Annotated in this window: 7 protein-coding genes; 3 read left to right on the top strand and 4 right to left on the bottom strand. The window is 64.2% G+C overall.

Translation table 11 applies throughout. From position 1 onward, the window contains the following. Positions 1–66 precede the first annotated feature (66 nt). The gene (locus IVB47_RS31410; RefSeq protein WP_247288630.1) at positions 67–1341 is read right to left on the bottom strand and encodes an acyl-CoA dehydrogenase family protein; all 1275 of its coding nucleotides are present in this window, start codon (positions 1339–1341) and stop codon (positions 67–69) included. 208 nt (positions 1342–1549) lie between these two features. On the opposite strand from IVB47_RS31410, the gene IVB47_RS31405 reads away from it, so the two are divergent. Continuing rightward, complete coding sequence (locus tag IVB47_RS31405; protein WP_027568957.1) at positions 1550–2329, top strand: enoyl-CoA hydratase-related protein; 780 nt, start codon at positions 1550–1552, stop codon at positions 2327–2329. 164 nt (positions 2330–2493) lie between these two features. Here IVB47_RS31405 and IVB47_RS31400 read toward each other — a convergent pair whose 3' ends face one another. The 3 genes from IVB47_RS31400 to IVB47_RS31390 are packed head-to-tail and all read right to left on the bottom strand — an operon-like array spanning position 2494 to position 4645. Then, positions 2494–2871 carry a DUF6285 domain-containing protein gene (locus IVB47_RS31400; protein ID WP_247467300.1) on the bottom strand — a complete coding sequence of 126 codons (378 nt, stop codon included), beginning with the start codon at positions 2869–2871 and terminating at the stop codon, positions 2494–2496. 2 nt (positions 2872–2873) lie between these two features. Further along, positions 2874–3860, bottom strand: coding sequence for a phosphotransferase family protein (locus IVB47_RS31395; protein ID WP_247467297.1), 987 nt, complete (start codon positions 3858–3860; stop codon positions 2874–2876). Continuing rightward, positions 3857–4645, bottom strand: a complete 789-nt coding sequence (locus IVB47_RS31390) for an enoyl-CoA hydratase/isomerase (RefSeq protein ID WP_027568954.1) — start codon at positions 4643–4645, stop codon at positions 3857–3859. The genes IVB47_RS31395 and IVB47_RS31390 overlap by 4 nt, the downstream gene beginning before the upstream one ends. 165 nt (positions 4646–4810) lie before the next feature. Between IVB47_RS31390 and IVB47_RS31385 the strand changes: the two genes are divergently transcribed. Together IVB47_RS31385 and IVB47_RS31380 are read left to right on the top strand one after the other, a co-directional pair. Beyond that, a complete protein-coding gene (locus IVB47_RS31385; RefSeq protein WP_027568953.1) occupies positions 4811–5590 on the top strand; it encodes an SDR family oxidoreductase in 780 nt (259 codons plus the stop codon). Positions 5591–5615: 25 nt separating this feature from the next. Next, positions 5616–5996 (top strand): VOC family protein, encoded by a 381-nt coding sequence (locus IVB47_RS31380; protein WP_027568952.1) that lies wholly within the window; start codon positions 5616–5618, stop codon positions 5994–5996. Positions 5997–6008: the final 12 nt, after the last annotated feature.

Raw genomic sequence — 6008 nt, 5'->3', positions numbered from 1 at the left:
TTGCGACGAAGCAATCCAGACTGTCTCTCTGGAAAGACTTTGGATCGCTCCGCTCGCGATAATCCTCTAATGCTTCCCGGGCCCCATATAACCGAACAAAAATCCCGCCACTTTGCGGATCTGGATCTCCTCGCTGCCCTCGGTGATGCGATAGCGGCGGTGGTGGCGGTAGATGTGCTCGAACGGCTTGTGGCGTGAGTAGCCCATGCCGCCGTGGACCTGCATGGCGCGGTCGGCGGATTCGCAACAGAGGCGGTTTGCCCAATAGTTGCACATCGAGACGCGGTCGGACAGCGTGCGCTCGATCTGCTCCTCGGTGAGCTTGTCCATTTCCCAGGCGGTCTTGCGGATCAACAGGCGCAGCATCTCGGCCTGGGTCGCAAGCTCGACCAGCGGGAACTGGATCGCCTGGTTCTCGGCCAGCGCCTTGCCGAACGGTTTTCGCTCGCGCGCATACTTCACGCTCTCGTTGATGCAATAAACAGCCGCGCCGAGCGAACTCGCCGCCTGCCGGATGCGGTTCTGGTGGACGAAGCACTGTGCCAGCGACAGGCCGCGGCCGACCTCGCCGAACAGCGCGTCCTCCGGTACGAACACGTCGGTGAAGCTGACGCGGGGATGATCGGTCGGCATGTTGAAGGTCCACATGTACTCTTCGATCTTCACGCCATGGCTCTTGGCTGGAACCAGGAAGCAGGTGATGCCGCGCGCATCGCCGTCATTGCCCGAGGTCCGCGCGAACAGCGCGCAGTGGGTGGCGACGTGCATGCCGGTGGTCCACATCTTCTCGCCGTTGATGATCCAGCCCTTGACGTTGTCGCGGGTCGCCGGCACCGCGCGCGTTTCCATGTGGGTGGCGTCGGAGCCATGATTTGGCTCGGTCAGGCCGAAGGTGATGCGGTACTTGCCCTTGATGGAGCCATCGATCATCGCCTTCTGGTCGTCGCGCCCATAGCGATCCAGCATGGTCGCGACAGGGAAATTGCCAACGATGGAGTGCTCGTTCTGGAGATCGTTGTGCAGACCGAGCCCCTTGGCTGCAAAGTGCTCGCGGATGACGGCCATCCAGAGGTTGGAGCCATCCTTGCCGCCATATTGCTTCGGCACCGGAAAGCGCAGATGGCCGGCGGCGTCCGCGAGATCCTTGGCCTTGCGCAGCAGCGCTTCCCATTCGTGGCGTGGCAGCCCGCCATTCTCGAAATCGGTGCGCGCCCATTCGCGGCGATGATCGAAGAAGCGGATGTTGTCGTCGGCTTCCTCCAGCGGCTTGATCTCGCGTTCGATGAAACGGTCGAGCTCTGCGAGATAGGCGACGAGATCGGCAGGCAATGAGAAATCCACGGCTCTCTCCCGGGTGTTTTTTCGTTTTGCGTTAAGGCGCTGGGCGCAGCTTTACTTCGCACGATTAAGGTGAGAAGAGCGCCGCCAAGTCAAGCAATGCGAGGCGTGTGAGAGGCGCAAGGCGCGCCCGCGCAATTCGATGGTGTTGAAACGCGCCTGCGCGCTAGTATGGCCGCAATATTCCTTCACGAGAAAATGCGGAGCGACCATGGAGCTGAAGTTCTCAAAGGTGGAACGCAAGGGGCCGATCACGATCGTCACACTGTCGCGGCCCGAGGTCTACAACGCGCTGCACACCGACGCGCATTTCGAGCTGCAAAAGGTATTTGACGATTTCTCCGCCGATCCCGAGCAGTGGATCGCGGTCGTCACCGGTAGCGGCGACAAGGCGTTCTGCGCCGGCAACGATCTGAAGTGGCAGGCGGCCGGCGGCAAGCGCGGCTGGGACAAGGGTGGCTTTGCCGGCCTCACCGCGCGCTTCGACTGCGACAAGCCGATCATTGCCGCGGTCAACGGCGTCGCCATGGGCGGCGGTTTCGAGATCGCGTTGGCCTGCGACCTCATCATTGCCTCGGAGAACGCGACCTTCGCCCTGCCCGAGCCGCGGGTGGGGCTGGCCGCGCTTGCCGGAGGCCTGCACCGGCTGCCGCGCCAGATCGGGTTGAAGCGCGCCATGGGCATGATCCTCACCGCGCGCCATGTCAGCGCCAAGGAGGGCCACGAGCTCGGCTTCGTCAACGAGGTGGTGCCGCAGGGCGAGGCGCTCACGGCCGCGCTGCGCTGGGCCGAGATGATCACCAAGAATTCGCCGATGTCGATCCGCGCCTCGAAGCAGGCGATCCAGAAGGGCCTCGGCGTGTCGCTGGAGCAGGCGATCGAGGAGCAGCGGGAATATCCGGCGGTGAAGGCGATGGTGGCCTCGCAGGACTACATCGAGGGCCCGAAGGCGTTTGCGGAGAAGCGGCCTCCGAAATGGGTGGGGAAGTAGGGCGGTCTCTCTCCGCCCGTCACGACTCCCAATACCACCGGTGTCATGCCCCGGCTTGACCGGGGCATCCAGTACGCCGCGACTTCTCAGCCCAATCACTGCCGTCTCTGGAATACTGGATCGCCCGCCTTCGCGGGCGATGACCGCGGAGAATTAGGCGCCGCTTACCCGTCTCGCCCCAACTCGCGCTTGTACGATGCATAACCCGGCTGGTCGACGGCAAGTTTGTCCATCGTTGTCTGCCACAGATGCTCGGCGAGGCCCGGCGTTGCCAGATCGACCTCGCCTTTGGCGATGCGCTCGGCGAGCGCGCGGTTCAGGTCGGTGACCGATCCGTCCATGCCGAGCAACCCGCGCAGCCGCTCCACCTCCGCAGCATCGCGGCCCTCTTGTTGCGTCAACTGCCGTGTCACGAGATCGAGGATGTTGATGGCGACGCGCAGCTTGAAAGCCTGGTGGCCGGAGATCAGCGGCGTGATGTCGTTGCGGAGGAAATCGGCGACTGACTTGGTCAGCTCGATCGGGGTCGGCTCGTCCTGCATGGTCAACTCTCCCGCGGCGCGAGCAGCCGCAACAGATCGATCTCGGTCTCGGAAGCGCGACGGCCGATCATGGCGCGTTCCATCGAATGGTCCGGACTTTCGCGAAAGCGCTGCATCATGCCGCCGCACATGATGCCCCAGCGCAGCGTGCCCATCACTTCCCAGAATTTGACACGCGATGGATCGACCTTCCGCCCAGCCGCCTCATAGCCGGCGAACAGCTCCTCACGCGAGCCAAAGCCGCCGACCGGCTTGTCGATCTCGCCAAAGCGCCAGGAATTGACGCAGACCCAGCCGAGATCCTCCATGGGATCGCCGAGATGGGCGAGCTCCCAGTCCAGCACCGCACGCACGCCGTCGGCACCGATGATGAGATTGCCGTTGCGGAAATCGCCATGCACCAGCGTCGTCTCGCCGGCGGGACCCGGGTCCTGGTCGCGCAGCCAGCGCAGCGCCAATTCGAACACCGGCTTTGGCCAGTCCAGGCTGCGATAATCGCGTTCGAACTCGCCGATCTCCTGGGTCGCGGACCGGCTGCGCAGCTTGGGCAATTTGTCGCCTGGTAGCCTGTGCAGATTCGCGAGCACGCCGCCGATCTGCCGTGCGAGACGCGGCCGCGCCGCGGCGAACTCGTCGTCGCGCAGGATCTTGCGCGAGATGGTTTCGCCCTCGACCCGCTGCATGATGAAGCCGGTGCCGAGATCGTCGTCCGGCACCAACACATGCATCACGCGCGGCGACGGCACGCCGGCCTCATAGGCGAGCTTCATCAGTTGCGCTTCGGCGGCAAGACCCGCCGCGCGCGTCGGCGCCGCGCCATAGCCTTTCGGCGAGCGGCGCAAGATCGCACCGATCGGCCCGTCGGGATGCACGATGTCGAAGCGCCAGGTCTCCTGGCTGGCGCCGCCGGACAGCTTGGCCGCGCCCGTCACGCCGGTCGCCCCCTTGCACCAGCGCGCAACGCTGCGGGAGAGCTCGGGCTCGATCATTTGCCCTTGAACTGCGCAGGGCGCTTCTCCAGGAACGCGCCGACGCCTTCGCGGAAATCATCCGTGTCGCCGGCGCGGAGCTGGCATTGGAATTCGAGATTGAGCTGATCCTCGAAGGAATTTTCCGGGCTGTCCCAATAGAGCTTGCGGATCAGCGACAGCGCGACCGTCGGGCCGCTGGCGAGGTCGCGCGCGAGCTTCATCGCCTCCTCCATCAGCACGCCGTCATCATAGACGCGGTTGACGAGGCCCCATTCCAGCGCCTTCTCGGCGGGAAGCCGCTCGCCCATCAGCGACAATTCGATCGAGCGTGCCTTGCCGATCAGCCGCGGCAAGAGCCAGGTCGAGCCGCAATCCGGCACGAGGCCGATACGGCGGAAGGCTTGCAGGAAATAGGACGAGCGCGCGCATAAAATCATGTCGCCGAGCAGCGCGAAGCTCATGCCGGCGCCGGCCGCCGGGCCGTTGACCGCAGTCACGATCGGGCAATGCAGATTGCGGATGCGGCGCAGGAAGGGATGAAAGCCGGTCTCGAGCGTCAGGCCGGCCTTGGTCTTCTTCGACTGGTTATTGCGGCCCTGCAGATTGGCGCCGGTGCAGAACGCCCGTCCCGCGCCGGTGAGCACGACGCAGCGCACCTCGTCCTTCTTTTCCTCGATCGCGTCGAGCGCTTCCGCGAGACCGCCCAGCATGTCGACGGAGACCGCGTTCATCACCTCCTGATGGTCGAGCTTGAGGATCGCGACCGAACCATCGAGATCGAGCGTGACGTGTTTGAACTGCATGGTTTCCTCGTGAGTTGCGGCCTGCACCAGTTTCGCAGACCGGAATTGCTTTTGCCGGGGCGCATATTTGATTTTTGGCGCGGTCTTGTCCATGGTGATCAGAGCATAGCAAGCAATCTTGCGCGCAGCGGCTGATGCGCGCCAAGCAAAAACAGGAAGCGCGCCATGAACCTTTTCGACCTTTCAGGACGGGTCGCCGTGATCACCGGCGGCAATGGCGGGATCGGACTCGGCATCGCGCAGGCGCTCGCCGGCCAGGGCTGCAACGTCTCGATCTGGGGCCGCAATCCTGACAAGAACAGCAGCGCTGCCGCGAGCCTGGCGGGCTTGCCCGGCAAGGTCGACGCGCGGGTCTGCGACGTCACCGACCCGGCCTCGGTCAATGCCGCGATGAAGGCCACGCTTGACACATTCGGCCGCGTCGACGGCTGCTTCGCCAATGCCGGCATCGGCGGCGGCGGCCGGCGCTCCTTCATCGAACGCACCGAAGAGGAATGGCGCACAATGTTTGCGACCAATCTCGACGGCGTGTTCCACGCGTTCCAGACGGCCGCAAAACACATGACCCAGCGCGCCGAGGCGGGCGATCCCTTCGGCCGGCTGGTGGCGACCTCGAGCCTCGCCTCGATCTTCGGCACCGCCCGCAACGAGCACTACGCGGCGACCAAGGCCGCGATCAACGCGCTGGTCCGCGCGCTCGGCGTCGAGCTGGCGCGCCACGGCGTCACCGCGAATGCGATCCTGCCCGGCTGGATCAAGAGCGACATGACGTCGGGCCTGATGGCTAACGAAAAATTCGTGGCCAACGTGATGCCGCGAATTCCGGTGCGGCGCTTCGGCGAGGCCAGCGATTTCGGCGGCATCGCGGTGTATCTGATGAGCAAGGCGTCGTCGTACCACACGGCGGATACGTTCGTGATCGACGGCGGTTATACGGCGTTTTGATTTTCATAATGAGGGGAACGGGCACATGTTTTCACACGTCATGATCGGCACCAACGACCTCGACAAGGCCAAGGCCTTTTACGACAATTTGCTGTCCACGCTCGAGGTGCGGCCGGCGCGCGTCGACGGCCATCGCATCTTTTACATCACCAAGACCGGCGTGTTCTCGGTCACAAAGCCGATCAACGGCGAAGCGGCGACGCCTGCGAATGGCGGCACCATCGGCTTTGCCGCCAACTCGCCGGAGCAGGTCAATGCATGGCATACGGCTGGCATCGCTGCCGGCGGCATTCCCTGCGAAGATCCTCCCGGCATCCGCCAAGGCCCCGGCGTCAATCTCTATATCGCGTATTTGCGCGACCTGGATGGCAACAAAATCTGCGCGATGCATCGGATGGCGAACTGAGCCAGCCGCAAG

It is taken from the genome of Bradyrhizobium sp. 62, from assembly GCF_023073035.1.
GTDB lineage: Bacteria > Pseudomonadota > Alphaproteobacteria > Rhizobiales > Xanthobacteraceae > Bradyrhizobium.
Note: the sequence above shows the minus strand (reverse complement) of the source record. Positions and strands in the feature narration are given on the sequence as shown.